At 53.0% G+C, this 25,623-nt stretch carries 18 protein-coding genes; 7 read left to right on the plus strand and 11 right to left on the minus strand.

Features of this window, described 5'->3' with window-relative positions; translation table 11 throughout:
• Positions 1-143: 143 nt before the first annotated feature.
• Positions 144-1,691, plus strand: coding sequence for a phospholipase D family protein (locus NST69_RS28965; RefSeq protein WP_342547786.1), 1,548 nt, complete (start codon positions 144-146; stop codon positions 1,689-1,691).
• Between the two features lie 72 nt (positions 1,692-1,763).
• On the opposite strand, the gene cls is transcribed toward NST69_RS28965, so the two are convergent.
• Complete coding sequence (gene cls / locus NST69_RS28970; protein WP_036726174.1) at positions 1,764-3,272, minus strand: cardiolipin synthase; 1,509 nt, start codon at positions 3,270-3,272, stop codon at positions 1,764-1,766.
• Between the two features lie 183 nt (positions 3,273-3,455).
• Here cls and NST69_RS28975 point away from each other — a divergent pair, with 183 nt between their 5' ends.
• Together NST69_RS28975 and NST69_RS28980 are read left to right on the plus strand one after the other, a co-directional pair.
• On the plus strand, positions 3,456-4,370 hold the full coding sequence (locus tag NST69_RS28975; protein ID WP_051478074.1) for a TetR/AcrR family transcriptional regulator: 915 nt from the start codon (positions 3,456-3,458) through the stop codon (positions 4,368-4,370).
• 59 nt (positions 4,371-4,429) lie between these two features.
• A complete protein-coding gene (locus NST69_RS28980; protein WP_342547787.1) occupies positions 4,430-7,639 on the plus strand; it encodes an efflux RND transporter permease subunit in 3,210 nt (1,069 codons plus the stop codon).
• 888 nt (positions 7,640-8,527) lie between these two features.
• Here NST69_RS28980 and NST69_RS28985 read toward each other — a convergent pair.
• A complete protein-coding gene (locus tag NST69_RS28985; RefSeq protein ID WP_342547788.1) occupies positions 8,528-9,223 on the minus strand; it encodes a molecular chaperone TorD family protein in 696 nt (231 codons plus the stop codon).
• Positions 9,224-9,548: 325 nt separating this feature from the next.
• On the opposite strand from NST69_RS28985, the gene moaA reads away from it, so the two are divergent.
• Positions 9,549-10,550 carry a GTP 3',8-cyclase MoaA gene (gene moaA, locus NST69_RS28990; RefSeq protein WP_342547789.1) on the plus strand — a complete coding sequence of 334 codons (1,002 nt, stop codon included), beginning with the start codon at positions 9,549-9,551 and terminating at the stop codon, positions 10,548-10,550.
• Positions 10,551-10,634: 84 nt separating this feature from the next.
• Here moaA and NST69_RS28995 read toward each other — a convergent pair whose 3' ends face one another.
• The 4 genes from NST69_RS28995 to NST69_RS29010 form a co-directional block, all read right to left on the minus strand.
• Positions 10,635-11,216: a hypothetical protein gene (locus NST69_RS28995; protein ID WP_339251925.1), complete on the minus strand. Its 582-nt coding sequence runs from the start codon at positions 11,214-11,216 to the stop codon at positions 10,635-10,637.
• A 212-nt stretch (positions 11,217-11,428) separates the two neighbouring features.
• Positions 11,429-12,751 (minus strand): helix-turn-helix transcriptional regulator, encoded by a 1,323-nt coding sequence (locus tag NST69_RS29000; protein ID WP_342547790.1) that lies wholly within the window; start codon positions 12,749-12,751, stop codon positions 11,429-11,431.
• A gap of 76 nt (positions 12,752-12,827) precedes the next feature.
• Positions 12,828-13,007 carry an aspartyl-phosphate phosphatase Spo0E family protein gene (locus tag NST69_RS29005; RefSeq protein WP_036726170.1) on the minus strand — a complete coding sequence of 60 codons (180 nt, stop codon included), beginning with the start codon at positions 13,005-13,007 and terminating at the stop codon, positions 12,828-12,830.
• 287 nt (positions 13,008-13,294) lie between these two features.
• Positions 13,295-14,686, minus strand: a complete 1,392-nt coding sequence (locus NST69_RS29010; protein ID WP_342547791.1) for a helix-turn-helix transcriptional regulator — start codon at positions 14,684-14,686, stop codon at positions 13,295-13,297.
• A 271-nt stretch (positions 14,687-14,957) separates the two neighbouring features.
• Here NST69_RS29010 and NST69_RS29015 point away from each other — a divergent pair, with 271 nt between their 5' ends.
• Positions 14,958-15,338, plus strand: a complete 381-nt coding sequence (locus tag NST69_RS29015; protein ID WP_036726168.1) for a hypothetical protein — start codon at positions 14,958-14,960, stop codon at positions 15,336-15,338.
• A 14-nt stretch (positions 15,339-15,352) separates the two neighbouring features.
• Here NST69_RS29015 and NST69_RS29020 read toward each other — a convergent pair whose 3' ends face one another.
• The gene (locus tag NST69_RS29020; RefSeq protein ID WP_036726167.1) at positions 15,353-15,970 is read right to left on the minus strand and encodes a LysE/ArgO family amino acid transporter; all 618 of its coding nucleotides are present in this window, start codon (positions 15,968-15,970) and stop codon (positions 15,353-15,355) included.
• 503 nt (positions 15,971-16,473) lie between these two features.
• On the opposite strand from NST69_RS29020, the gene NST69_RS29025 reads away from it, so the two are divergent.
• Positions 16,474-18,093: a PLP-dependent aminotransferase family protein gene (locus NST69_RS29025; RefSeq protein ID WP_327196456.1), complete on the plus strand. Its 1,620-nt coding sequence runs from the start codon at positions 16,474-16,476 to the stop codon at positions 18,091-18,093.
• A 491-nt stretch (positions 18,094-18,584) separates the two neighbouring features.
• Here NST69_RS29025 and NST69_RS29030 read toward each other — a convergent pair whose 3' ends face one another.
• The 3 genes from NST69_RS29030 to NST69_RS29040 are packed head-to-tail and all read right to left on the minus strand — an operon-like array spanning position 18,585 to position 22,121.
• Positions 18,585-19,652 (minus strand): HAMP domain-containing sensor histidine kinase, encoded by a 1,068-nt coding sequence (locus NST69_RS29030; protein WP_339251935.1) that lies wholly within the window; start codon positions 19,650-19,652, stop codon positions 18,585-18,587.
• A gap of 2 nt (positions 19,653-19,654) precedes the next feature.
• Positions 19,655-20,326 (minus strand): response regulator transcription factor, encoded by a 672-nt coding sequence (locus NST69_RS29035; RefSeq protein WP_339251937.1) that lies wholly within the window; start codon positions 20,324-20,326, stop codon positions 19,655-19,657.
• Complete coding sequence (locus tag NST69_RS29040) at positions 20,256-22,121, minus strand: ABC transporter ATP-binding protein (protein WP_339311887.1); 1,866 nt, start codon at positions 22,119-22,121, stop codon at positions 20,256-20,258. The genes NST69_RS29035 and NST69_RS29040 overlap by 71 nt, the downstream gene beginning before the upstream one ends.
• A gap of 240 nt (positions 22,122-22,361) precedes the next feature.
• On the opposite strand from NST69_RS29040, the gene NST69_RS29045 reads away from it, so the two are divergent.
• On the plus strand, positions 22,362-23,579 hold the full coding sequence (locus NST69_RS29045; protein WP_036726163.1) for an MFS transporter: 1,218 nt from the start codon (positions 22,362-22,364) through the stop codon (positions 23,577-23,579).
• A 173-nt stretch (positions 23,580-23,752) separates the two neighbouring features.
• Here the strand turns inward: NST69_RS29045 and NST69_RS29050 are convergent, their stop codons facing one another.
• On the minus strand, positions 23,753-25,465 hold the full coding sequence (locus NST69_RS29050; protein ID WP_036726158.1) for a glutamine--tRNA ligase/YqeY domain fusion protein: 1,713 nt from the start codon (positions 25,463-25,465) through the stop codon (positions 23,753-23,755).
• Between the last annotated feature and the right edge of the window lie 158 nt (positions 25,466-25,623).

Below are 25,623 nucleotides of genomic sequence, written 5' to 3' on the forward strand. Positions count from 1 at the left end.
CAGGAGCGCTTTGTGCAACACTAGATTTTTCAGGGATTTTGCCGTCAGCTGCTTCACTTCTCCTTAGCGGGCGTTATAGGTATTTACAATGCCGGGCTACCCTATAGCCGCTCTAGCCCCGCAGCAGACCCAGGAGGATAACTATGAATCAAGGCCGCCATCCCGTCACACCCGAAAAGTTACAGATCACGCTGGCTTCAGGTGCCATTACGGCATCCCGCCACAAGCGTCAGACGCAGTTCTTCCTGCGCCGCCGCTCCAGACTCCTGCTGGCCCTGATCCTTCTTCTCCTCTGGCTGGCCGGGGTGATGATCTATCAGACCCATAAGCCGCTGCCGCCCGGACTTTCTGCGGAGAGCCCTGCTTATAAGGTGAGTACGGTCGCCTTCTGGCATGATCTGACCTATCAGGACAGCAGCGGGAAGCAGGCAAGGGAAGAACAGATTCTGCCCAGAATCCTGCAGATTATTGAAGAGTCCAGACAGTTCCTCGTGATCGATCTGTTCTTGTTCAATAACTATACCCATACAGACCAGCAGTTCCCCGCTGTCAGCAGACAGCTTACCGATAAGCTGCTTGCCCAGAAAGCCGCCTATCCCGCCATGGAGATCGCCTTCATCACCGATGAGGTGAATACGAACTACGGCTCTGCGCCTAATGCCCTCCTGGAAGAGATGAGAGCTGCCGGTATTAAGATCATCATGACAGATGTAGACGGTCTGCGGGACTCGACTCCTGCCTATTCTGCGGTCTGGCGCACCTTCATCCAGTGGTTCGGACAATCCGGCACCGGCTGGATTCCGAATCTGATGGCCAGCGGAGGGCCGGACATTACCACACGTTCCTACCTGAAGCTGCTCAATGTCAAAGCAAACCACCGCAAGGTCGTGCTGAGCGAGAACACCGCCCTGATCTCCTCCGGCAATGTGCATGATGCCAGTGCTTATCATTCCAACATTGCCCTGGAGGTGCAGGGTCCAATCCAGGAGGATATTCTGCGGAGTGAGCAGGCGGCGGCTAATCTCTCGGGAGCCGGTCCCTTGCTGAGCAAGCCCCCTGAATTCAAACCGCCCGCCGCCGCATCCGGGGAACCTTCGCTTGAAGTCCGCTATCTGACCGAAGGCAAGGTATACAAATATGCCCTGAATGGGATCGCTGCGGCAGGACCCGGGGATGTCATCTGGATGGGTATGTTCTATCTGGCGGACGACGGAATTATCGATGCCCTTCTTGCCGCAGATGCCCGCGGCGCCCAGGTGAGACTGCTGCTTGATCCCAACCAGAATGCCTTCGGACGGGACAAAATCGGCATCCCCAACCGTCCCGTTGCCATGGACCTGGACCGCCGCTCTGAAGGAAATATCCTGATCCGCTGGTACAACACAGGCGAGGAGCAGTATCACAGCAAGCTGCTGTTCATTGCCAAGGCATCAGGCGACTCTACCCTGCTGGGCGGATCAACGAACTTCACAGCCCGTAATCTGGACGACTATAACCTGGAGAATGACCTCTATGTATCCGTTCCGCGGGAACAGCCGCTGTATGCGGAGGTGGAGGGCTACTTCAACCGGCTATGGAACAACCAGGGCGCTGAATACAGCCTGCCGCTCACGGAATATCAGAGTGACGTCACCTGGTTGAAATACATCCTCTACCGGATACAGACCCGGCTTGGATTCACTACCTTCTGATGAAACAACAAAAAAACGGTACCGTCCTTTTGGGGCACGGTACCGTTTTTTTGTTTCAGTCCGCTTGTCCGCTTACAGCAGCGGAGACATCAGCCGGGCTGCGGATTCCAGCAGCCGCTCCAGCAGTCTTTTCTCCATGAAGGTCTCATGGACAATCTGCCGCGTGGACTGCAGGTCACGCTCGAAGTCTGCAACAATGCGCGAGACACTCTCGGTCTGCAGCAGCAGCGCGTTCACCTCAAAATTAAGATGGAAGCTGCGCATATCCATGTTCGCTGTTCCAATCGTAGCAATCTCCCCGTCTGCAATCAGCAGCTTGGAGTGGATGAAGCCCTTCTCATATTCATAGATCTTCACGCCGGACTCCAGCAGCGCCGGGAAGTAGGAATGGGAGGCCAGGAACGGAATCCATTTATCCGGCTTGGCCGGGAACAGCAGGCGGACATCCAGCCCCGACATCGCCGCCACACGCAGCGCAGTCAGTATATCCTCATCGGGGATGAAGTAGGGACTGGCGATCCAGACGGATTTTTCCGCAGTAGTAATCATGGAGAAGAAAATATTCTTGAGCGCACGCCGCTCATTATCCGGGCCGCTGGCAATAATCTGCACCGCCCCGTCTCCGGTAGTGAAGCGAAGCTGAGGGGAGAGGTAGTCCTGCTCCAGGATTTTCTCGCCGGTCGTGTGCATCCAGTCCTGCAGGAAGATAATCTGCATCGTCCGCACCGCTTCGCCCCTCAGCAGCATATGTGTATCCCGCCAGAACCCGTAGGTCTTGCTGCGGCTCAAGTACTCGTCCCCGACATTCAGCCCGCCCATGAAGCCGACATCGCCGTCGATGACCACGATTTTGCGGTGATTGCGGTAATTCACCCTGCTGGAGAAAAAGGAGGTGGAGTTGCCGTAAGCAGCCACCTGCACCCCCGCATCACTGAGCTCCTTAAGGAAGGCTCTGGAGAGCTGAATGCTCCCGACCGCATCATACATGAACCGGACCGCCACGCCTGCGCGGGCTTTCTCAATCAGAATCTGCTGAATGCGCGTGCCGATATGATCTGCCCGGAAAATATAATACTCCATATGGATATGATGCTGCGCCTGCCGCAGCTCCAGCAGCAGTGTCCCGAAGGTCTCCTCACCGTTGGTCAGGATGCGCGACTCTGAATTGAAGGAGATCGGCGTGCGCCCGAGCCGTTGGGACAGGCCGAGCAGCTTCTGCTGCGCGGGGCTGAACACCGACCAGTCCTGGTGCATCCGCAACGCATCGTTCTCAATCCGTTCATAGGCCATGAGGTCGCGCTGGGCCTTCTTGTCATATTTGCGCCGCTTGAATACATTCTGCCCGAACAGGAAATAGAACACCAGCCCCAGCACCGGGATCAGCGCGAGCAGCAGAATCCAGGACACTGTGGTGGAAGGATTGCGGTTCTCCATGAAGATCCCCAGCGCGACAGAGATGACCGTCAATGTGGAAAATATACTGATAATCGTCCCGGCTGTACTGCCGAACACGCCAAATCCAAAATAATAAAAAGCCAGCAAAGCCGCTATAATGACTATTGCCTGCAGTCCTCTTCTCATATGTACCCTACCTTCTCATTCCGCCGATTCTCACCAAAATGACACATGTATATCTTACATGAAGAATCCGTTTCTTCCTACTGAAACCTGCAAATTTGTGTTGCTGCAGGATATATAATATAATCTCACTGACCAATCAGTCAAATATAGAACTGTCTAGTCAGAACGGGGGCTTATATCGCCTTGACCGCTAAAAGCATGACCAAAAAAGAACAAATCATCAAGACCGCCATGCAGCTGTTCGCTGTAAAAGGCTCCTCCTCCACCTCCATGCAGGAGATTGCCGAATTATGCGGGATCTCCAAAGGAAGTCTGTATCTGATCTTCAAATCCAAAGAAGATCTGGAACGCAGTATATACATCTACTGCTTCCGGATGATTCATGATCCGCTGCAGCAGGAGGAGCAGGCTGCCGGCAGAGAGCCCCGGGAGAAGCTGCGTAACCAGCTCGAAATTCTGCTTAGTCATGTATACGAGCTGCGCGAATTCCTGCAGCGCCAATTCCAGGAGGTGGCCGGCCGGGGTGTGGCCGAGATTCCCGATTGGGTGAAGCAGAACAACACCGCCCTGCTGCGCTGGTTCCAGCAGAAGCTGGAGCTCATGTACGGGCCAGAGATTCTGCCCTATGCAGGCGAGCTGTGCGTGCTCAGCCACGGCATGATCAGTTCCAGCATCAAGCTGCTGTTCGGCCAGGAGACTGTTGTCTCCATCCCTGAACTGGCTGACCGGCTGGTGGACTGGCTGGACATTATGGTCTCCGGCCTGCTTGCAGGGAAGCCCGCCCCTCTGATCTCTTCCGCAGTCCTCGCCGGATGGGCCGAGGGTCAAGGAGAAGGACCGCGCCAGAGCCCGCTTCAGCTGATCAAGGCGATGAAGCTCCTGCTCAGCGAAGCGGACGTAATCAGCCAGGAGCATGCCGAAGACGGTATGGAGTCCCTGGGCATTCTGGAGAGCGAAATCCTCACCACCCAGCCCCGGAAAGCGATCATTCAAGGGATGATTGCCAATCTTGAGGGGTACCCCGGACTATCCGGCGAGCTAAGTCAATTGAAGAAAATATTCACCCCCTATATGCACACTTCCTGCGGACTTCATTAAGGACAGAGGCGGCACGCCTGTAAGATCAAGAATAATTGTACTGGAGGTTCCTTTTACTGATGAAAAGCCTAATTAATTTCTCGCTCCGCAACAAATTCGCCGTCTGGCTGCTGACGATCATTATTGTCTTCGCCGGTCTGTACAGCGGATTGACCATGAAGCAGGAGACCCTGCCTAACATTAGTATCCCTTATCTCAGCATTACTACTATTTATCCAGGAGCCGCACCCGAAGGGGTCGTGAATGACGTCAGCAAGCCGCTGGAGCAGAAGCTCCGCAACGTAGACGGCGTGAAGATGCTGACCTCCACCTCTCTGGAGAACGCCTCCAGCGTCACCATTGAGTTCGACTACGGCACGAACCTGGACAATGCTACAGCAGCAGTGCGGGAAGCCTTGAACGAGGTGAAGCTGCCGGATGAGGTGCAAAAGCCGCAAATCTCGCGCTTCAGCCTCAGCTCGCTGCCGGTCATCTCCCTCAGTATCTCTGACGAGAGCTCCGGCGATCTGGAGGAGCTGACCCGGGTTGCCGAGAATGATATCCGCCCGGCGCTGGAGGATATCGAAGGCGTCGCCTCTGTGCAGATTGCCGGACAATATGTCAAAGAAGTCTCCCTGAAGTTCAATCAGGAGAAGCTGAAGCAGTACGGACTGACCGAGGATACGATCAAAGGCATCATCCAAGCCTCCTCCCTGCGGGTGCCGCTCGGGTTGTTCGAGATGGACAAGTCACAGAAGGCTGTTGTCGTTGACGGCAACATCACTACAGTGGAGGACTTGCAGAATGTCAGCATTCCGCTGGTTCCTGCTGGTCCTGCGGCGGGTGCTGCCGGAGCCGGTGCAACTGGCATGCCTGGCACAGGAGCCGGGGAAGCAGGCGGTGCAGCTTCAGGCGGTGCTAGTGCTGCTGGCGGCACCAATGCTGCGGCTGGCAGTACCGGGGCTGGTGCTGGCGCCATGACCGGGCTGCCGACGGTGAAGCTGAGCGAGCTTGCCACTATCGAGGTAGTCGGCAAATCGGAATCCATCTCCCGCACCAACGGTAAGGAATCCATCGGGATTCAGATTGTGAAGGCAAATGATGCCAACACCGTCGATGTCGTGAACGGGGTCAAGGACAAGACAGAAGAACTGAAGAAACAATACAAGTCGATGGACCTCACCGTGCTGCTGGATCAAGGCAAGCCGATTGAGGATTCCGTGAACACGATGCTGTCCAAGGCTGCCTTCGGCGCCCTGTTCGCCGTGCTTATCATCCTGCTGTTCCTGCGCAATATCCGCTCTACCATTATTTCTATTATCTCGATTCCATTATCACTGCTGATTGCAGTATTATGCCTGCGGCAAATGGATATTACGCTGAATATGATGACGCTCGGCGCCATGACCGTAGCCATCGGGCGCGTAGTCGATGACTCCATTGTGGTCATTGAGAACATCTTCCGGCGGCTTACGCTGTCCGGCGAGAAGCTTCGCGGCAGAGAGCTGATCAGCGCGGCTACCCGTGAGATGTTTGTGCCGATTATGTCTTCAACCATTGTGACGATTGCCGTCTTCCTGCCGCTCGCCTTTGTCAGCGGGATGGTCGGTGAGCTGTTCCTGCCGTTTGCCCTCACTATGGTATTCGCGCTGCTGGCTTCACTGGTGGTTGCCATTACCCTGGTGCCTGCACTGGCCCATACCCTGTTCCGTAATGGACTCAAGAAGGGGAAAAAGGGTCACGAAGACAAGCACGGCGCATTGGCGGGCGGGTATGTCCGAATCCTGGACTGGTGTCTCTCGCATAAGCTGATCACCTTGGGTGTTGCTGTCCTGCTACTGGCAGGCAGTCTGTTCCTGATCAAGCCGATCGGCGTCAGCTTCCTGCCTTCCCAGGAAGAGAAGAATGTTACGCTTACCTTCTCCCCGAAGGCCGGTCAGACTCTGGAGGATGTGAAGGCGCTGGGCCTGAAGGCGGAGAAGTTCATTCTGGCCCAGAAGCATCTCGACAAAATGCAGTATTCCATCGGGGGCAGCAGCCCGTTCGGAATGGGCTCAGGCAATTCAGGCTTGTTCTATGTCACGTATGACAGCAACACGCCTGATTTCGATACCGTAAAGGAGAAGTTAATTGAAGGCTTGAGCCAAGAGGTGCCGGATGGCGTGTGGGGCGATCTGTCCGGCATGGCCGGAGGCGGGCTCGGCGGCAGCACCCTTACTGTTAACATCTTCGGCGATACGCTGGAGCAGCTCAAACCGGTAGCCGATGACATTGCCGGGATCGTTCAGGCAGACACCAAGAACTTCAAAGACGGAAAGACCAGCCTCTCTGAAGCCTATGATCAATACACCATCGTCGCTGACCAGGCCAAGCTTAGCTCACTGGGCCTAACGGCCGGACAGCTTGCGATGAAGCTGAGCCCTGCCGGAACCCGGCCTGTACTGACTGAGGTAGAGCTGGACGGCAAGAATTACAAGGTCTACATTGAGACGGACAAGGATTCCTACAATAGTATTGAAGAAATGAAGGCCGCCACGCTCACTTCGCCGCTAGGTATTACTGTACCGATTGGCGAGGTAGCAAGCATCGAACAGGGCCAGTCCCCGGATTCCATTACCCGTGAAGACGGCAAAATGAAAGTCGAGGTAACCGCCGACATTATCTCCAGTGACATTAATAGTGCCTCCAAGGCTGTGCAGGACAAAATAGAGGCTCTTGATCTCCCGGACGGCGTGACCATCACCTTCGGCGGAGTCACCGAGCAGATTAATGAGACCTTCGGACAGCTTGGCATCGCCATGCTCGCGGCTATTGCGATTGTATACTTCGTGCTCGTAGTCACCTTCGGCGGCGGTCTGGCACCGTTCGCCATCCTGTTCTCGCTGCCGTTCACAGTCATCGGCGCTCTTGTTGCCCTGCTCCTGGCCGGCGAGACCTTGAACGTCTCCGCACTGATGGGTGCACTGATGCTAATCGGTATCGTGGTCACCAATGCAATTGTCTTGATTGACCGCGTAATCCATAAGGAACAAGAGGGAATGTCTACACGCAAGGCGCTGCTTGAGGCCGGGGCTACCCGCCTTCGCCCGATTCTCATGACTGCGCTCGCGACCATTGGCGCCCTGCTGCCATTGGTTACAGGCCTTGAGAACAGCGCCGGAATCATCTCCAAGGGGCTTGGCGTAACCGTCATCGGCGGTCTCGTCAGCTCCACGCTGCTGACCCTGGTCGTTGTACCGGTGGTGTATGAGTTCCTGATGAAGTTTCGGAGTAAGAAGACTTACGAATAAATAGGGGATGAACTTCAGTTTCAGTTATAAGAGCTGATCGTAAGAACATAGCGTAAAGCTCAGACGTCACTACGGTGGATATTTGGACTTCCGGCCGCTGTTGTCTCCAGATTCCTTGAATTGTACCGCTGTTTGCGGTAGAAATCCGGAGACAAAGGCGGACGCTACCGCTCCTACAGTTCCAAAATCCCCCTCCGATCCTACACGCTTTTTGTATTTTCTTTCAATCAAAACCTATAAAGTGAAAGCTTAAGTTCAAGACCCCGCGAGCAGAAATAAGGCGCCCTTCCGAATTGATGGAAGGGCGCCTATCTTTATGTAATGCTAATTATACCAATTAATCTGCTTCTTCTATCAGTAAACCCATTGTACCAAGGTAACAGTACCGAGAATCCTCTTGCTCATACATTCTTAGCCATTTCTAATGCACGAGCTAAAAACTCAGAATTTTTCATACCTCCATTACTTCTATCTATTAACAACTGATTTTCTTGTACAGTAAGATGAATTCCTTCAATTGCAAGGGATGATCTAACATACGATAGGGCAGCCTGCTTTCGTTTCAATGATCTTCTCAATTAAATCATTCCTTTGAATATTCCATATGACTTTATTATACCATTTACCGCTAATTGTATTTTGTACACCTAAATGATGACTAAAAGCCTGAATAGTTGAGATAACTGCATTCCGTACAATTAAAAACAACGGTATCGCTTGTTTTAGGAAAAATCGGGATATTTAGTTGTATAAACTACATTTATAACCATTTACTAGCGATCACCCATCACTTTAGTTGCACAGACTACACTTAAGGCCCGACGACCCTAGGAGCAGAAATAAGGCGCCCTTCCGATGGATGGAAGGGCGCCTTGAGTATGGTACTTATTAAGCCATGGCTGCTTCGCTGCTCTCCAGCGAAGCCTTCCAGGCACGCAGCATGTGCAGATCCTGCGGCAGGAATTCCTCCAGCATATGGCTGAGTCCCAGATACAGCGGGCTGTCGGTGGCAGCGTTCATTCTCGCACAGAATTGTGGAGTCCACTTCAGCAGATGCTCCTCAAGGAATCTCTCCTGGATCTCCAGAAGCTCCATCGCACTGCGGATCGAGAAGCTGTTGTACAGCATCCGTTCATGCAGCACGGCCATGAATTCCAGTTCAATGGCAATATGGTCGTCGGCTTCGCCGCTGCACTTCTTGAAGACAATCCCCGCCGAAGCGTACACATCCGAGAGCACGTTGCAGAATTCTTCCTCACGGCCCAGCTGAGCCGCTTCACGGGCCACGAAGGAGCTGACGGCCCGCTCATTCATCAGACGTTTGTATTCGAGCTTTTCTTTTTCGCAGATGGCCGGGAGCATGGATGGCTCCTGGCTGCACAGGTAACGCTTCAACTCACGGCCGCCTTCGGTCATCTCCGCAGCGACACTCATCTCACGGTTACGGCTCCACTGGGCGACCAGTGAGAGAGATGGTTTTCTTCCATAGAAGTCCACCAGCAGCTGATATATTAATCCCCGACTCTCCAGCCAGCGGCTGCAAGCCTCCGGCACGACAAGCGATGGAACAGTTGGTATGGTCATTTTGCAAATCCTCCCTACATAGTTTGCCGGATACCCGGGGTATCCTTAGGGATCGCCTCCTGAGCCTTCCGGTATCATAGCTGTGCTTCGCAAAAGTAAAAGTATCTAAAGTTTGAATCTTCCGCACCTAAATTATATCGAATATGATAAGCGCTTTCGGTGAGCATTCTATGACCATTCCCTGGAATTGTCGCACTTTTGTCATAATTAGGCTGCTGCTTTGGCCTTCTATCCCCCTATGCTTTAGATTGTCCGCTGTGCATTGACGCGGCGGAATGGTTTCTTTAAAATTTAAACTAAAATCAACAGGTGAAGGAGCAACGCTATGGAGCCGCTGACTGACCCTTTTGGACGCATACATGATTACCTACGCATCTCGGTTACTGACCGCTGCAACCTGCGCTGTATTTATTGTATGCCCGCCGAAGGAATGCAATTCCAGCCGCAGGACGAGATTATGAGCTACGAGGAGATTGCCGCTGTGGTGGAGGCGCTTGCGCCCCTGGGCCTGCGGAAGGTCCGGCTGACGGGTGGCGAACCGCTGGTCCGCAAGGATCTGGAGAAGCTGGTCTCTATGATCGCCGTCATACCCGGCATAGATGACATATCATTGACGACGAACGGGCTGATGCTGCCAGCCAAAGCGGCTATCCTGAAGCAGGCCGGGCTGTCCCGGGTGAACATCAGCCTGGATTCGCTACGGCCGGACCGCTTCTCGATGATTACCCGCGGCGGCGATGTTGCCAAGGTGCTGAAGGGAATTGAAGCCGCAGAAGCCGCCGGCCTGTCCCCGATCAAGCTGAATGTCGTGCTGATGAAAGGCATTAACGATGACGAGATCAAGGACTTCATCGCCCTGACCCTGAACAGCCCGCTGAATGTGCGGTTCATTGAATACATGCCGATTGGCAGCGCCAGCGATGCCTGGCGGCAGACCTATCTGCCGTTGGAGACTGTTGTAGAGGCCTGCAAGGAAGCTGGCTGGACCACCGAGGAGGCCGACATGCCCTCCGGGAATGGCCCTTCCCAGAACCGGCGGGTCACCGGCGCGAAGGGAACCTTCGGGCTGATCCACCCGGTCAGCGAGCATTTCTGCGACAATTGCAACCGGCTGCGCCTGACCGCCGACGGCAACATCAAAGCCTGCCTGTACTGGCAGGACGAATATAATGTACGCCCGCTGATCGGCGACCCTGCTGCGGTGCAGGCTCTGTTCCGCCAGGCGCTCGGCAACAAGCCGCATAACCACGAAATGGCGCTGGCCCTGGAGCACAAAGCCCAGAGCCATACGCCCACCGCCCGCCGCATGTCGCAGATTGGCGGGTAGGACGCACGGAGAGAAATGTAACAGGCCCATGAACTTGTTCATGGGCCTGCTTGTTTAGAATAGATTCATAGTTAAAGTGTTAAGCTACTCCAACACACTCATTGAAGCAACAGCCTTTTCATAAGCCTCTGGATCAATTTGTTTGGCAGATTTCATGCTAAAGTAAATTCCATCAATCTCAAAATATAAGAACTCCTGGGACCCTTTTTCCTTAATCCAATTTCCCGTTATGGTTTGAGTAAGCTGAACTTTTCTTGTTGTTTCAATTTCGTGTAACGGTTCAAGCTCTCTGGAAGACTCCGTAATTAAACCACGAATAAACGAGAGATTAACTTCATTTTCTCCAGCCTTAACGCTATGCAGGTAGTCGTCAACACCCAAGCCAACTGTGGGTATGTACACTTTACTAAGTCCAGCTTTCTTCGCAGCAGTAAGGATTTCGTTTATTTGCTCATCGGTGTAACTTAACAGTTCACCTTGTTGCTCCTCTAGATTGTCCTTCTCTCCTGGATCGTTATCAGCATTTACGGTTTGGATCGGCTCAGTCATAGACGGCTTACCGGTCGGGGCTGGATCAGAAGAAGATATGTTACTAACCTGACTACAACCAACTAACAATATTTCTATTAATACGACACTCGCCAATAATCTTCTTTTATTGTTCATTCTTAATTCCTCCCCACACTTCAGAAACCTATTTATCCATCATAGGCTAGACTGCCTGCGGAAAGTTCTCATAATGGTCTCAATAATATTTCATTTTTGGAAATCTATAATATCATTCTGTGCTGTACCCAACGCACAACGGCCGAGATTCCTTGAAGGATTCTCAGCCGTTATGTATGGAGGATCTATAGTTTAAGCCGTTCCTGAATACATCAGCCCGACTTCGGAATATCCGAAATCGCAATCTCGAAATCCACGGATATGGTCCCCCGGATCACTTGCTGCTCGCTGTCTAATTTGGCGGATAAGTCTACGCTTTGCATAATCACATCATCGCCTTTGTACCGCTTGCGGGATAGATAGTAGGTCGCCAGCTCGCTGCAGAATTGGGTGTAGTTTTTTTCATGAATGAATTTGTTGTGTTCACCAAAGATACTGTAAACCTTCCGGTAAGGAATGTGGTCCGCAAATCTCTGTATCACATGATCCACGTCCCACTTATACTGATTAGCCAATTGAACGATCTTGAACAGCGCCATAAAAATCTCGTTCTCACAGGTGGAGATATACTCTATATATTCTTCCAGCACCTCAATCTGCCCATCCATTAAGCGGTAAAGGTACGTATTAGCCGTTCCCCATTCTATATATTGAGCCTTAATACGTCTTGCTTCTTCGTCATCTTCCCGTATCCAGCTGTGATCCATGTACTGAGGTACCATATCCAGTGCGGTTTTATAGTCGCCCAGTTCTTCATAAACACAGGATCTCATAAGCTGAGCATATAAAATATATGTATACAGCGGTTTTTTATAAAATTGATTGCTACTATGCTTACGATGCACTTGTCCGTGGAGTTCATATTGAACAGTGGCGACTCTTAGCAGTTCTTCTACAGACTGAGATACTTTGTCCCACGCCTGAAGCCCACTGTATAAATTAGCCAACTCTTTCAGCGCATCCAACTGATTGACTTCGTCCAGCTTATCGACATAATTCTCTAATATAGTAGCAGCGATTAGATTTTTCTGGGGATCATCGCCCAGATTAATGAGGAAGAGCCGATACTGGCAGAGCGCCAGCCGTTCGGAATGCTGGTATTTCTCGCTGGCTCCCACATTTTCGTAGATTAGTGCTGCGGCCTGCCAGTTTTTCTGCTCAAATAACTCCTCCGCAACCTCGAACAGCAGCGGTGCATACAACAGATTATCCAGTAAATTCTGTGCCACCCGCTCAATGCAATCCAGACGCGATAGCGCCGCGCATTGCAGCAGGAATGGCCGTAAACGCCGCCAAGTCGGCGTCGAATCGTATAGACATTCATCAACATACTGACTGTAAAAGTAATCCTCCGGCAGGCCCATCCCGCTGGTCACGCGGGTCAGATGGTTCATCGCTAAGGCCTGCTGGCCTTTCATTACCCGGCTGAGTGTGCCGGAATGAATTCCGCTGGCAATCGCAAACTGATTAATAGACAGTTTGTGTTTTGCGAGATACGCCGCTATCTCGTCTCGAATTTTGACTGTATGCTCCACAGCAGTTACCACCTTTTTTATACACGTGTCCAATGGAACTTATATCTGACTCTCCGATTGTTTCTTGAAGCACTGTTTAAGCAGGCGGCCTTTTATTCATCCGGTAGGCATTATCGTAGGCATTGAGCAGCTCATCCAGCACCACGGATTGCCGCAAGACCTCAGGATGATTGAAACCGCCATATTGAATATGTAATGTATGAAGCTTACTTCTAGCTTGCTCTATGCGAATTCTAACGATTGCTGGACTATGCATGGGAATCCCGCCTCCTTATGCAACATTATAGATTTTTATGTAAAACTACAAAATAATGGACTGATTGCATTATCTGTTAAAGTGAATATATTGACAAAGCTCTGACGAGATAGAAGTTGTACATAAAAAAGACGCCCCTGCATTAGCAGAAGACGCCTAAAATGATACTATTTATAATTCTTGCGCTTATTCAGGCGCCCGTGCCATGACCCATGGTTTCAATCATTTGTTGTTGTATAGGTTTGCTTGCTGGTTCTGCTAGAGGCATAGTAATCAGTACAACAATACTACACGAGGCTAGCATTAATATGAGTTTTCTTTTCATTTGCATCCCGTACCTCTTTTATTAAGATTTTGTATTGCATCTGTTCATCTTCCCCGGCAATATGCCTGTTCTGCTCGAATAAATCAACACATTTGAAGATCATGCTCTCATTGTTAAGTTTAGATGATGATTCCAAACTTTGTAGGATATATCCAATGCCTTCACTACGACTATTCCGTAAATAATAGACTCCCAGCTCAACAAGAAATCGAGCATGTTGGTCAGCTTTAATCTGCTGATTGTACGCTCCGAACTCATTAAGATGTATCCTATATGGCATATAATCAGAGAAGCGCTCCAGGACAGAGTCTACACTCCAGTTATACAGATTCGCAGATTTGACGATATAAAATAAAGCTGTGAAGATCTCACCTTTTTGCGTGGAAATATAATTAACATAATCATCTAATACCTCTAGCTGTCCATCCAGTAACCGATACAAGTAAGTATTAGCCTTACCCCATTCCTGAAATTGCGTTACAGTCCTCTTCGCTTCTTCACTTTCTTCATGTATCCAATCTACGTCAGAATATAAAGGAACAAGTTCAAGAGCCTTTTTGTAGTCTCCATATTCCTCGTATACATTGGAACGCATTAGATGAGCATACAATATATAAAAGCAAAGAGGTCTTTCTCCGCTCTTCACTGCCTCTTTATATTTCGGGTTACAATACAGATCGTACCGGATTGTCGCAAGCCGAAGCAGCTCAATAGCAAGCTCATTTACTTTATTCCACAGTTGCAGTGTATAGTAGACATGCATAAGATCCTTCAACCCATCCAACTGATCCGCCTCATTCAGGCGCGGAATGTAGCTCTCGAACAGGGTGGCCGCGCGCAGGTTCGTGCTCTGGTCATCACCCAGGGCAATCTGGAACAGGCGGTATTGGCAGGTGGCCAAGCGTTCGGAATACTGGTATTTCTCGCTGGCGCTAACGTTCTCATAGAGCAGTGCAGCCGCCGGCCAGTGGCCCTGCTGGAACAAGCCTTCCGCAACCTCGTACAGCATGGGGACATACGTCAGATTATCCAGCAAGTTCTGAACCAGCAGCTCAATACAATCCGTACGCCCCAGTTCCGCACATTTCACAATGAACGGGCGAAGCCGCCGCCAGGTCGGTGCCGAATAATAGAAGCATTCCTCGACATATAAGCTGTAAAAAAAATCCTCGCCAAGCCCCATTCCTGCAGTGATTAACTCCAGATGGCTCATGGCAATGGGCTGATGGCCATTAATAATCCGGCTGAGTGTCCCGGAATTAATGCCGGATCTTATGGCGAACTGATTAATGGACAGCCCATGCTGGGTTAAATAATCTGCAAGCTGGTCTCGAATCATGACTGCAGGCTTCAAAGCAACACACCTCCCACATTCCATAATTTAGAACATTTTGTTTATATCTGTATGGTAGAGGATGGGATTTCAACCGTCAATAGAATAAAGTCAAATAAAACAACTATAGCTCGAAAGTGTGAAGAATTCGAAACAGTTTGGCAAGCGGCTTGCCGAATCTTACGGATAAGGGCTGAATCAATGTTAAACGGTACTATTGTTCCAAACAGGTCCAGAGCATACATAGGAAGGTGTCCAAGTATCTACAAGATTGCTACAAGGGGGAGCGTTTATGAGAAAAATCGGCATCATTTCAATTTCATTAATACTATTACTTGTTTTAATATATGTTTTAGTCAGACCAAATCCTGAGATTGTTAGCGTCACTCTTATTTCTGAAACAGCTGAAACTACTTACACTGATAACGATAGCATCCGGGCATTCAACGATGCTATAAGAACTGTGAAAAAAGTACGCGGGGCTGTTGATGTGGGTCCACCAACGTATCGAATGAATGTTACTTACGCGGATACCGAAGTTGTGAGATTCAGCCTTTATTTAGATTTTAAAACCAAAAGTGGATTTTTGATTAAAGATAGTAATAGCGAAAAAATGTTGAAATTAAAAGATCGCAGCTCTAAAGAATTAACAGATCTATTGAGCAAAGACTAATTAAGGGGAATCACTTAGCCATACAACAGCCCCCACAGCTGAACCCCCATGTAGACGGCGATCCCCCAGATCAGCAGTGCGGAAACGGTATTCAGCCCCTTCATGACCTTGCCGGAAGCATCCAATCTGCCGAGCTGGCGGCCCGCTGCAGCAAGACCCAGGAACCAGAGCCAGGAGACGGCCACTGTCGCAGCCGCGAAGGTCCAGCGCACCGCACCGTCGTATTGCAGCGAGCTGGTCCCGATCACGCCCACCGTATCCAGCAGGGCGTGCGGGTTCAGGAGGGACACAGACAGCGCATAAAGGATCTGTCCCTTCGCTGAGAGTCGGCCCGATTCATCCTTCGCCGGAGCAGAGCGCCAGATTCTCCAACCCATAAAGGTGAGAAACAGAATGCCTGCCCCATATATAACAGGCGTGACCCAGCGCAGCGATAAAATGACCAAGGAGACTCCGCCGATTGCCGCAGCGATAAGCAGCGTATCGCATATCGCTGCCGTCAGTACGACAGGCAGTACACTACGGAATCTGGTATGCTGTGCCCCTTGATTAAAAACGAATATATTCTGCACGCCCAGCGGCAGAATCAGCCCGAAGGCCAGGATAATTCCATGTAGAATGGCCTGCACCATTTCTTTTCCCCCTTATATCTTCCTAGTGGTGCTTCCCGATAAACAAACCTCTCAGGCTTCCTCCGGTTATAGCCTACTGATCGTACCCTGCCATAGCGGCCGCCGTAACCATCCAAGTTTTTGGACACATACCAACCAAGATGAATGAAAGGGGAGGAATCATGGTAGACTGGGAGAAAGAACGAAAGAGAGAGAGAGAAGGAAAGCAATGAGGGATTATGTTAGTCAACAGCGGCTGTGAGGGGGACAATCGCTCGGTAGCCTGCGCAGTGAGCAATGTGTTCGGTTTTTCGCATACAATCGGCCGGTTACCTTAGTAGTGACACAATGTATGTTAAAAACAACATACATTGTGGTGGCACGCAGGCGCATGGCCGATGTGTTCAGTTTTTCGCATACAATGGAGCCGGTTGCCTTGGCAGTGGCACAATGTATTCGGTTTTTCGCCCTTGGCATGATAACTGCTAATTGTCTACAATCATTCGTCCGGAAGGAGCCTGCCCTTGACACATTCACAACGCTCCAACCATACAGACTTAAGCACGCCCGGCCAATCCGTACATTCGGAGGCTTCCCGGCCCGCAACTCCTGAAGTGCAGCAAGCGGGCGCTGGCTCCGGTCTGCCGGACACCTGGAAGCCGGACCCGGCTTCTCCGCTGCCGCTGCATGGTCAGATCTACGCCTACTTCCTGGCCAAGATCAGCACCGGGGCCTGGCCTGCCGGTATGCGTCTGGCTCCGCAGCGGGAGCTGTCCCGCCAGCTTGGAGTGAACCGCAGTACGGTGGTTACAGCGCTGGGGCAGCTGACCGCCCTCGGCCTGATTGAAGGCAGACGCGGGGGCGGAACAATAGTTACAGGCATACGTTCTGTGCTCCCGGCTTCCCTTGGTTCCGCCGGAGAATGCGGAGAAGACGGGGAAGAGGTGCCCCCTGAGCCGGAACACTCAGGCAACTGGAATGACTATGTGGAGGAGGGGATTCACTATCCCAACCTGCCCACCATCCAGGACATTAACCGGCTCGAATATGAGCCGGGTCTGATTCGACTAGGGACCGGCGAGCCTGCGCCCGAGCTGCTGCCCGGGGCAGCAATGAACCAGGTGCTGGCCGGACTCGCGCAGCGCGTTCTTCCTCCACTCTCCTATGAGGAGCCGCTCGGTAGTCCGGCGCTGCGGGCGGCGGTTAGCCGGTTACTAGCCCGGAGCGGCATTACCGCTGGCCCGGACTCCATTCTGATTACCTCCGGTGCCCTTCAGGGGCTTCAGCTCATTGCCCTCGGGCTGCTGCCGCGCGGCTCTTCTATCCTGCTGGAGAAGCCGTCTTATCTGTATTCGATTCATGCCTTTCAGTCTGCGGGGGTGAAATTCAGCGGCCTGCCTATGGACGGGCGTGGTCTGATCCCGGAATACCTCACGGCTGAGGCGATCCGCACTAAGGCGGCGATGCTCTACAGCATCCCTTCCTTTCACAATCCGACCGGAATCCTCATGGATAAGGGGCGCCGCCAGGAGCTGATGGAGGTCACAGGCAGACTTGGGCTGCCCATTCTGGAAGATGGGGCCTACCAGGAATTATGGCTGGACGCTCCGCCTCCGCCGCCGCTGAAGGCGCTGGACCAGGAGGGACGGGTCCTGCATCTGGGCACTCTGTCCAAGGCCGCCAGCCCCGGTCTGCGCATCGGCTGGATTGCCGGACCCGAGCCGGTAGTCCGGCGGCTGGCCGACATCAAGATGCAGAGTGATTATGGTGCAAGCTCCCTGTCTCAGCTGGCGGCCGCCAGCTGGCTTACGGGCGGCTATCATGAAGAGCACCTGCATGTGCTGCGCGGCAGACTACGCGCGCGCCGCGACCACATGCTTGAGCTGCTGCAGCTCCATTGCACCGGACTGGCAAGCTGGAACGTGCCGGCAGGAGGCTTCTATATCTGGCTGTCTCTCCACGAGGCTGTCCCTCCGCGCAAGCTGTTCAGCGCTGCGCTGCGCGCCGGACTGCTGCTGAATACGGGCGATCTGTACGACCGCAGCGACGGCAGGCATCTCAGGCTGTCCTACGCTTATGCCTCTGCGGCTGAACTGGAGCGCAGCATCCCCCTGCTGGCAGAGCTGATCCGGCGGGGACTGTGATTGAGACAGCACAGACGGATTCAACCGAGTACGGCTGCGTAAATAGCCCCGCACCCATGACAGTATGATCTGTCTGTCCTGGGTACGGGGCTATGCTGTTCGGATGGGAAACCCTATCCACCCCAAGGTCTAACGAACCGGAGAGACTTTATCCCCACGAAAATGCCACTTTTTGCAGTGTAACGGACTCAGGTGGCCTTATTGTTTCAATCTGAGACGTTTCGGAGCGGAAGTCTAAAGGATAAGGCCTGTGGAGTCCGTTACTCGCCCAGTTGGCGACTTTCTTCCCAAATAAGAGCACCTCAGTCCGTTACGCTAAGCCAACGCCCCTGAAGAACACCCCCGCTTAGAAAAGATGTAATTTGAAGGGGAGTTGCTTCTACTCCACTATTTTAAACCTGACACTGTACTAATTTAACCGGCCTCCTGGCCAGTGAATATCCGGCTGAAGTACCGGCGCTGATTATTCGCCTGAACGGCGGGTTCATGGCTCATCCGCTCTGCTGCGGCAGCCGCACGATGAACGCCGTCCCCTCTCCGGGACGGCTCGTTACGTCTACGCTGCCTTCATGGAGCTCCACGATCTTCTTCACGAGCGGGAGGCCCAGCCCGCTTCCGCTTCCGCTGCTGACGCTTCTGGACTTATCCGCCTTATAGAACCGTTCGAAGATCCGCGCCAGCTCTTCTTCGCTCATGCCTATCCCGCTGTCCCTGACCTCCACCTCGGCCCATTCCCCCATGCTGCGTACAATGACGGTGATCCGTCCGCCCTGGGGGGTGAATTTGATGCTGTTATGCAGCAGGTTGGTCCATACCTGGCTCAGCAGATCCTGCACCGCAGTCACAGTGGTCTCATGAAGCTCGGCCTCCACCTCAATCTCCTTGCCCAGCCACTGCGGCTCTGCGGCCAGGATCATCGCCTGCACCTGCTTATCCAGCCTATAAGGCTTCCGCTCGAACGGGAAGCTCTCTGCCTCCAGCACGGACAGCTTCAGCAGATTGTCGCTCAGGCCGGACAGACGGCGGCTCTCCGCTTCAATAATATCCAGGTAATGCTTGCGGATCTCCGGACTAAGGTTCTCCTCTTGCAGCGCGGCAGCGAACCCGCGGATCGAGGTCAGCGGCGACTGGATCTCATGGGATACGCTGGCGATGAAGTCCTGCCGCATCAGCTCCATCCGGCTCAGCTCACTCGCCATTTCGTTAATCCCTTCCACAATCCCTCCGAACTGCCGGTACTGGCCGCTGTTCTCCAGTTCAATCTTGAAGTTGCCTTGAGAGATCTGCCGCATGGCTGTAAGGATCGGCCTATAGAAGTTCTGATCCTTGCCGCGTGTAGCGAAGGCAATCATCGCCCCGCAGACGAAAAAGATGATAATCTGCATCGCCATCACAAACAGGTGATACCCATATTCGGAGAAGGACCAGTGAAAATAATGGACCAGCAGCCTTGAGCCGAAATAGCTCCCGTTCCAGGTGATAAAGAACATGCTCAATAGTCCGGCTATAGGTCCAACTATTTTGACTTTCTCCCATATCTTCTTGGCTCTGTGCTTCATGCCTATCCCTCCAGCCGGTAGCCAAGCCCCCGGATCGTGCGAATGGAGAATCCGAATCGCTCCTGCGGAAACCGCTCGCGCAGACGGCCCACATGAACATCCAGCGTCCGCTCATTGCCTTCGTAATCGTAGCCCCAGATCTCTTCAATCAGCCGGTCACGGGTCAGCGTCTGCCCCCGGTAACTGGCCAGCTTGAAGAGCAGCTCGAATTCCTTCAGCGGCAGCGTGAACTCGCCATGCTCGGACAGCACCTCATAGGTGGCGCGGTTCATCCGCAGACTGCCAACGGTAACACTCTGGGCGGCCGAAATCTGGTAACGCTTCAGCAGGGCTTTGACCCTGGCGATCAGCACAGGCGGCTCAAACGGCTTGACCAGATAGTCGTCTGTGCCCAGCTCGAAGCCTTTGACAATCTGCGAGGTCTCCCCTTTGGCCGTCAGCATCAGTATCGGAAAATCATACTGCTTGCGCAGCTCCCGGCACAGCTCCCAGCCGTCCATATTCGGCATCATAATATCAATGATCGCCATATCCGCCGCAGTCTCTTCGAGCAGCCGCAGCGCCTCCAGTCCGTCAGAAGCGCTCAGCACCTCGGCCATCCCTTCAGCTCTCAGGAACACTCCCACCAATTCGCGGATGTGCGGATCGTCGTCCACTACCAGTATTTTGACCATAGTCTGTAGAACCCTCCTCTATCCCTTGGCCCAGAAGCTCGGGTGTGTTCAGCTGCAGCTGCTGCTCGGCGAATTCACGGTACAGCTCATGGTCCCTCAGCAGCTCCTCATGCGTGCCTTTGCCGGTGATCCGGCCCTTCTCCATAAAAATAATCTGGTCCGCATTCACCACCGTAGCTAATCTGTGAGCAATCACAATCGTAGTCCGGCCCTGCATCAGATTGCCCAGCGCCTTCTGCACTACGGCCTCCGACTGGCTGTCGAGGCTTGAGGTAGCCTCATCGAGCATGAGAATCTTCGGATCGCGCAGCAATGCTCTGGCGATGGCAATCCGCTGCCGCTGTCCGCCGGACAGCTTGACGCCGCGTTCACCGACATCCGTGTTGTACCCGTCCGGGAGCTCTTCAATGAAGCCGTCAGCGTAAGCCATGGCCGCAGCCCGCTTCAGCTCCTCCTTGCTGATTTCGCGGTCCAGCCCGTATCCGAGATTCTCGGCAATGGTACCGGCCAGCAGCGGACTTTCCTGTGAGACATAACCGATTCTCTTCCGCCAGGATTTCAGAGAGAACAGCGAAGCCGGTTTGCCGTCCAGCCGGATGACTCCGCCCTGCGGCTCATAGAACCGTTCCAGCAGCGAGAACAGGGTTGTTTTACCGCCGCCGCTCGGGCCGACAATGGCAGTCACCTGCCCCGGCTGCATAGTGAAGCTTACCTTGCTGAGGACCTTCTCGCCCGTCTTGTATCCGAAGCTGAGATCTTCCACTGCAATCGGACCCTCTGTGCCCTCAGCCTCTTCCACACCTTCATACACCTCTTCCTCTGCAGCAAGGGTCTCAATGATCCGCTCAGAGGCACCCTTGGCCTTCTGGAGCTGGGTAAAGAATTGCGTCAGCTGTGTCAGCGGCATAATAATCTGGATCAGATACAGAATAAAGGCGACCAGTTCGCCGGCGGTGAGCGCCCCTGAGGATACCAGCATCCCGCCATAGCCGATAATGACCACCAGCAGCATCATGAAAACGAAGGAGATCAGCGGGCTGATCAGGGCGCTGATCTTGCCCTCACGAATCCCGAAGCCCAGCAGGTTCATAATCCCTTTCCGTCCGGCCTCATATTCCTTCTGCTCCGCTCCCGAGGATTTCACCAGCCGGATCTCGGACAACACACCGCTGAGCACAGCGGTGAAGGAGGCCGTCTCGTCCTGCGTGCCTTTGGAGATCTTGTACATCTGCCGTCCCAGCGGCACCAGAATGAGCGCCGACAGCGGGAGCACCGTGAACAGCACCAGCGTCATTTTCCAGTTCAGATAGAACAGCACCAGGACAGAGCCGACAATGGAGATGAGGCCGGTGAACAGACTGGCCAGATGCTCCGATATCAGTGTCTTGAGAATTCCTGTATCATTAGTCATCCGGCTGACGCTCTCGCCTGTCCGGTTCTCATTGTAGTAGGAGACGGGCAGCACCAGGAATTTGCGCCACAGCCTGTCACGAAGCCCGGCCACAACTTTTTGCCCGACGGCATTCAAAAGGTAAATCGAGACTCCGCCGGCCACGGTCTGCGCAATGAAAGCTCCGGCGATGCCGGCAATCTGCAGCTTGCTGACAGAAGCCAGCGAGAAGCCGTCCACCAGATTCTTCGTGAACATGGGAATGACCAGACCGACCAGGGTCGAAATGATGCTGAGGCCAAGGGCCAGCGCCAGCAGCAGATAAGATGGTTTGGTTTCGTGCAGCAGCTTCAGGAACGGCCTCATGGCCGCGCCCTGCTTCTGCGGTGCCTGCTTGTTTGTCATAAGGAATCCCCTTTTCCGGCAGATAGATGTATGGAGCAGTGGCGCCCCGCTTCCGCCTTAGAACCCAGAATAACTGGCCTATGTAAACTGAAGTTAAACAGATATTTTGCCATTGATTTGTAGTTCCCCATAAAAGTTGGTTTGTATCCCTTTTCAACAAATGTTACAGTGATATCAGCGGCATCATAAGACGGCCACAGCAAGAATGCAAGGCATCCTAGCGGGAAAGGAGTGCAACGTTTGCGGGATCAATCCGATAAGCAGCTGTCTTTCACCTCTCTGAAATGGTTCAACTTCTTCGTATATGGAACGGTTGTCCTCTTCACCAGCTTCTTTCCCTTATATCTGCAGGATGTAGGGATGAATAAGCTGGAGATCGGGAGCCTGATGTCTGTAGGCGCACTGGTCTCCATTATTGCCAACCCCTTCTGGGGCATCTGGAGTGACCGGTATCAGAATATCCGGCGGATTGTCCTCGTCATGCTGACGGGAACGCTGGTCTTGACCCAACTTGTCTTTCAGGCGAATACATATGAAATGATCTACATATCCATTCTGTTCTTCTATTTCTTCCAGGGGCCCCTGTTCGCCCAGAGCAACACAATGATTCTCAGCTATATTGACGGAACCAGCCGCAGCTTTGGCTCTTTCCGGCTATGGGGATCACTAGGCTGGGCTTTCACCGCCATCCTTGCTGGTCCCGTAATTGAATGGGCCGGCATCTCTGTGCTGTCCTATCTGTTTGCATCACTGCTCTGTGCGGCGATGATTGCACTAATCACGCTGCCGAAGCTGGACCATTCGATCGGAATTGCCCCCTTGCCCTTCAAAGGCATGAGCCAGATCTTCCATAACCCGTTCTTCCTGTGCTTCATCCTCTTCGGCATCCTGGTCTCGATTCCGAATACGATGAATAACACCTTTGTGTCACTGTACATCACGGAGCTGGGGGGAAGCAAGACCATGATCGGTCTCGCTGTGTTCCTGTCCTCCATCCTGGAGATGGGAGTGCTGCTCCTGTGCAATTACGTTCTCCGGCGTAAAATCTCTGTCCTGCTCGCCTCACTTACGCTGGTCAGCGCGCTGTTCTTCCTGCGGTGGTGGCTGATGGCCGATGCAACGACTCCGCTGCAGGTCGCACTTATTCAGGTGCTGCACTCCATTACCTTCGGCGGCTTCTTCTATGTCGGAACCCAGCTGACTATGCTGCTGGTGCCAAAGCCCTACCGTTCCTCGGGACAGGCTCTCTACACGCTCACCTGGAGCGGAATCTCCGGCATTCTTGGCGGCGTCCTCGGCGGCTGGATGTATCAGACCCTCGGCGCGCAGACGATGTATCAATCCGGTGCGCTTCTTGCCCTGTTCGGGGCGATCGGCTTCGGAATGATGTGGCTCACTGTCATTCGCGGCAGCTACCGCCCTCCGGCTGATCCCGAGGACGAGCTGGCGGAAGACTAGGAATACGCACAACTGGAAACGGCTTTGCCGTCCTTTAAAGGGACGGTACCGTTTCAGCGAGAAATAGAAGGATAATTTATAGCGTAAAACATATAAATTCTTATATTTGGATACAGCAAACAGGCTTGGCCTCCCGGCGGGAGACCAAGCCTGCCTGCTTATATGCAGCTCTTCTAGCCTTTTTTGGGCTGGAAGGAGCTTTTGAGGGATACAATCAGATTGAACACCAGATGCTCCGGCGACGAATACTTGCTGTCTACGTTGAAGTACCCGTGACGGAAGAACTGGAACTTGTCCTGCGCCACACTGTTCTTCAGCCCAGGCTCCACGAAGCCCTGCAGGATCTCGATGGAATTCGGATTCAGCTGATCCAGGAAGGTTGGCTCCGGCTTGTCAGCGGAAGCTTCCAGACCTTCTACTTCTGCATCCGTCTCCGCCTCTTCGGCAGAGATCAGCGGCTCATACAGGCGGAATTCCGCCGGTACAGCCTGGCCTGCATCTACCCAGTGCAGCGTTCCCTTAACCTTGCGGCCGGTGAAGCCGCTGCCGCTCTTCGTCTCAGGATCATAGGTACAGTGCAGCTCCACCACTTCGCCGTTCTCGTCCTTGATGAAGTCGTTGCACTTGATGAAATAAGCATTCTTAAGACGCACTTCATTGCCGGGGAACAAGCGGAAATACTTATTCGGCGGAATCTCCATGAAGTCATCGCGTTCAATATAGATCTCACGGGAGAACGGAATCTGGCGGTTGCCCATCTCCGGGTTCTCCACATTGTTCTCAATTTCGAAGTATTCGGTCTCGCCTTCAGGATAATTCGTAATAACCACCTTCAGCGGCCGCAGCACAGACATCGTCCGGGGAACCGTCAGCTTGAGATCTTCACGGATGAAGTGCTCCAGCATCTGCAGGTCCACCAGCCCCTGGCTCTTCGAGATGCCGGTCTCATGCACGAAGCTGCGGATGGCCTCCGGTGTATAGCCGCGGCGGCGCAGCCCGGAGATCGTCGGCATGCGGGGATCATCCCAGCCGTCCACATGGCCTTCATCGACCAGCAGCTTCAGCTTGCGCTTACTCGTAACGGTCTGGGCCAGATTAAGGCGTCCGAATTCATATTGATGCGGTGCAGCCTCCATGTCACATTCCGCGACTACCCAGTCATAGAACGGGCGCTGGTCCTCGAACTCCAGGGAACAGAGGGAATGGGTGACATGCTCAATGGCATCCTCCAGCGGATGTGCGAAGGTATACATCGGATAAATGCACCATGCGTCGCCCGTATTATGGTGATGGGAGTGGGATATCCGGTAAATGACCGGGTCACGCAGATTGATGTTAGGAGAGGACATGTCAATTTTGGCGCGCAGAACCTTCTCGCCGTCCTTGAATTCTCCCGCCTTCATACGGTGGAACAGATCAAGGTTCTCTTCCACCCCGCGCTCGCGGTAAGGGCTGTTCTGCCCCGGCTCCGTCAGGGTTCCCCGGAATTCACGGATCTGCTCGGCGCTGAGATCATCGACATAGGCCTTGCCCTTCTTGATCAGCAGCTCGGCCCGCGCATACATCTCCCCGAAATAATCCGAGGCGAACCGCAGCTCCTCCCATTCATACCCGAGCCATTTCACATCCTCCTGGATGGAATTGACATACTCGGTATCTTCCTTGAGCGGATTCGTATCATCGAATCTCAGATGGGTCTTGCCGCCGAACTCATCCGCCAGCGTGAAGTTAATCCAGATCGCCTTGGCATGTCCGATATGTAAATAACCGTTCGGCTCCGGCGGAAAGCGGGTGACGACTTCCTTAACCTTACCCGAGCGGAGATCTTCGGTAATGACGTTCTTAATGAAATTGGAGGGTGTACCCTGGTTCTCCACATTGATCAACCTTTCATTCTGTAATATAACTACTTCCTTGTATGAACATGTTTCCTATTAATATACCCGTTAAGCCGGGAATGTTCAACAAGCGGAAACGGCATTGCCGTCCTTTTAAAGGACGGTACCGTTTCAGCGAGAAATAGAAAGATAAGTTATCGTGTGAA

The organism is Paenibacillus sp. FSL P2-0089, from assembly GCF_038595095.1.
GTDB classification, from domain to species: Bacteria; Bacillota; Bacilli; order Paenibacillales; family Paenibacillaceae; genus Paenibacillus_AQ; species Paenibacillus_AQ silagei.